Origin of the sequence: Actinoallomurus acaciae (assembly GCF_042429965.1) — a bacterium.
Classification (GTDB): Bacteria; Actinomycetota; Actinomycetes; order Streptosporangiales; family Streptosporangiaceae; genus Actinoallomurus; species Actinoallomurus acaciae.
Map to the genome: position 1 here is coordinate 1 of NZ_JBHLZP010000740.1, position 3,130 is coordinate 3,130.

The window sequence follows — 3,130 nt, forward strand, 5'->3', positions numbered from 1 at the left end:
CCGAACGCGCCCGCGGTGGCGAGGGCCTCCAGCGCCGCGGGGGGCAACGGCACTCGCCGGACCAGGTCCTCCAGGCTCTCGTACGGCCGCCCGGCGGCGATCCGGTCCGCGCCCTCGGCCCCGAGGCCCCGCACGTACTCCAGGCCCACCCGGACCGCCGGCTGCTCGGCGGAGGGCGAGTGCGGGGACCCGCCGGCGGGGGCGTACGGGCCCTCGATCGTCGCCTTGACCGCGCTCGCGTTCACGTCCACGCCGAGGACGCGGACCCCGTGCCGCCGCGCGTCGCCGATCAGGGTCTGCGGGGCGTAGAAGCCCATCGGCTGGTTGGCCAGCAGCGCCGCGGTGAACGCCGCGGGGTGGTGCCGTTTGAGGTACGCGCTGGCGTACACGAGATGGGCGAAGCTCTGCGCGTGCGACTCGGGGAAGCCGAAGCTCGCGAAACCGAGGATCTTCGTGTAGACCTCCTCGGCGATCTCGCCGGAGATGCCGCGCTCGGCCATGCCGGTCAGCAGGCGTTCGCGGAGCTTCTCGATGCGCTCGGGCGCGCGCTTGGCGCTCATCGCCTGCCGCAGCGCGTCCGACTCCGCCGGGGTGAACCCCGCGCAGTCCACGGCGAGCTGCATCATCTGCTCCTGGAACAGCGGCACGCCCATGGTGCGAGACAGCGCGTTCCGCATCAGCGGGTGCGGAATGGCGGGCGGTTCCTGCCCGCTCCGGCGGCGCAGGTACGGGTGGACCGACCCGCCCTGGATCGGGCCGGGCCGGATCAGCGCGACCTCCACGACCAGGTCATAGAAACCGTCGGGCTTGAGCCGGGGCAGCGTGGCCATCTGGGCGCGCGACTCGACCTGGAACACCCCGACCGTGTCGGCGTCGCGCAGCATGGTGTACACGTCCGGGTCCTCTTCGGGGATGTTGTGCAGGTCGAAGCGGCGGTCGTGGAAGGCGGCCACGAAGTCGAACGTGTCGTGCAGCACCGACAGCATGCCGAGCCCGAGCAGGTCGAACTTGACCAGCCCTGCGGCGGCGCAGTCGTCCTTGTCCCACTGCAGCACGGTGCGGCCCGGCATGCGGGCCCACTCGACCGGGCAGACTTCGCCGATCGGCCGGTCGCAGATGACCATGCCGCCCGAGTGGATGCCGAGGTGACGGGGGAGACGCTGCATCCGGTCGGCCAGTTCGGTGACCGCCTCCGGGATGCCGTCGGGCGGCAGCGGCTCATGGGGGGAGAGCTGCCGGGACCAGGCGTCCTGCTGGCCGGGGGAGAAGCCGAGGGCGCGCGCCGCGTCGCGTACGGCCATGCGGGGCCGGTAGCTGATCACGTTGGCGACCTGCGCGGCGCGGTCCCGCCCGTACTTCTCATAGACGTGCTGGATGACCTCCTCCCGGCGGCGGTGCTCGATGTCGAGGTCGATGTCGGGCGGCCCGTCGCGGCCCGGCGACAGGAACCGCTCGAACAGCAGGTTGTGCCTGACCGCGTCGACCCCGGTGATGCCGAGGGCGTAGCAGACCGCGGAGTTGGCCGCCGAGCCGCGGCCCTGGCACAGGATGTCGGCGTCGCGGCAGAACTCCACGATCTCCTGCACGATCAGGAAGTAGCCGGGGAAGCCGAGGCCGTCGATGACGTTCAGCTCCTCGTCGATCTGCCGGTACGCCTCGCGCGCCCGCCGCCGCGGCCCGTACCGCTCGGCGGCGCCCTCGGCGACGAGGTGCCGCAGCCAGGTCGACTCGGTGTGCTCCGCGGGTACGAGCCAGTCCGGCAGGTCGGGCGCGACCAGCCGCAGGTCGAAGACGCAGGACCGGGCCAGCTCGACGGTGCGCTCGACGACGCCGGGGAAACGCGCCATCCGCGCCCGCATCTCCCGCGCCGACCGCAGGTGCGCGGTCCCCGTGGCCGGCAGCCAGGACTCCAGGTCATCCAGCCGCAGCCGGGCGCGTACGGAGGCGAGCGTCGCGGCGAGCGACTCGTCCTTCGGCGCGGCGTAGTGCACGTTGTTCGAGGCGACGACGCCGACCTTCGCGCGCCGGGCCAGGTCGTGCAGGGCGTCGTTGCGCGCGTCGTCCAGGGGCTGGTCGTGGTCGATCAGCTCGGCGTAGACGTTGTCCCGCCCGAACAGGTCGATCAGCGTGCGCAGCCCCGCCTCCTGGTCGTCGCCGCCGTGCACCAGGCTCTTGCGGCAGCCGGTGAGGACCGCCCAGTGCCCGTCGTGCGCGTCCGCCAGGTCGGCCAGGTCATAGACCGGACGGCCCTTTCCGCCGCCCCCGCCCCCGCGCCCCGCCGCGCCCTTTCCACCCCCGTGGCCGCGCCCCGCCTCCCCCATCTCTCCGCCGGCGAGCTGCGCTCGGCTGATCGCGCCGCTCAGCCGCCCGTACACCTCGGCGTCACGGGCCAGCACCAGCAGGTGCCGCCCGCCCGGGTCGGGCTCACCCGGCTTCACCGGCAGGTCGAGGCTCAGCTCCGCGCCGAAGATCGTGCCGACGCCGGTGCCCTTGGCGGCCTCCTTGAGCTGTACGGCCCCGTACATGCCGTCGTGGTCGGTCACGGCCACGGCCTCCACGTCGAGCCGGATCGCCTCGTCGATCAGCTCGCGGGGGCTGGAGGCGCCGTCGAGGAAGCTGTAGGCGGAGTGACAGTGCAGCTCCGCCCAGCCGCCCACGCCCGCACGCCGCCGCGGCGGAGCCACCGGGCGCGGCTCGGCGGGTTCCGGCTCGCGACCGCCCCACGACAGCCGCCGCTCGAACTCCCGCCACGGGATGTCCGGGTTGTTCCAGCCCATCGACTCACCCGCCTCTTCGCTCACTCATCGGGGTCGCTCGAGCCCGTCGAGTCGCTCGCCCTCTTCGTTCACTCCGCGGACGACCTCGTTCCTCGGGGTCGCTCCGGCCCACCGAGTCACTCCCCCTCTTCGTTCACTCCGGCCCACTCGGATCCCCTACGCGTATCCGGCCTCGACGTGCCAGTGGCCGCCCTCGAAGACGAGCAGGTGGGCCAGGTCGTCGCCGGTGACGACCTGGAACCGGGCGCGGCGGCGCGCGCGGGCCGGGTCCCACCAGCGTTCGCGGGCCGGCCAGGGGCCCGTCCACGCCGTCACCACGTGACGGCGCCCGGCGATCTCCACCTCATGCGGCG

General features: G+C 73.5%; 1 protein-coding gene and 1 pseudogene. Both read right to left on the bottom strand.

The annotated features are described in order from the left end of the window. On the bottom strand, positions 1 to 2,801 hold a 2,801-nt coding region (locus tag ACFFNX_RS46110; protein WP_378212677.1), incomplete at its 3' end, for an error-prone DNA polymerase. A gap of 132 nt (positions 2,802 to 2,933) precedes the next feature. Continuing rightward, a pseudogene (locus ACFFNX_RS46115) lies at positions 2,934 to 3,130 on the bottom strand (hypothetical protein); the annotation flags it as partial.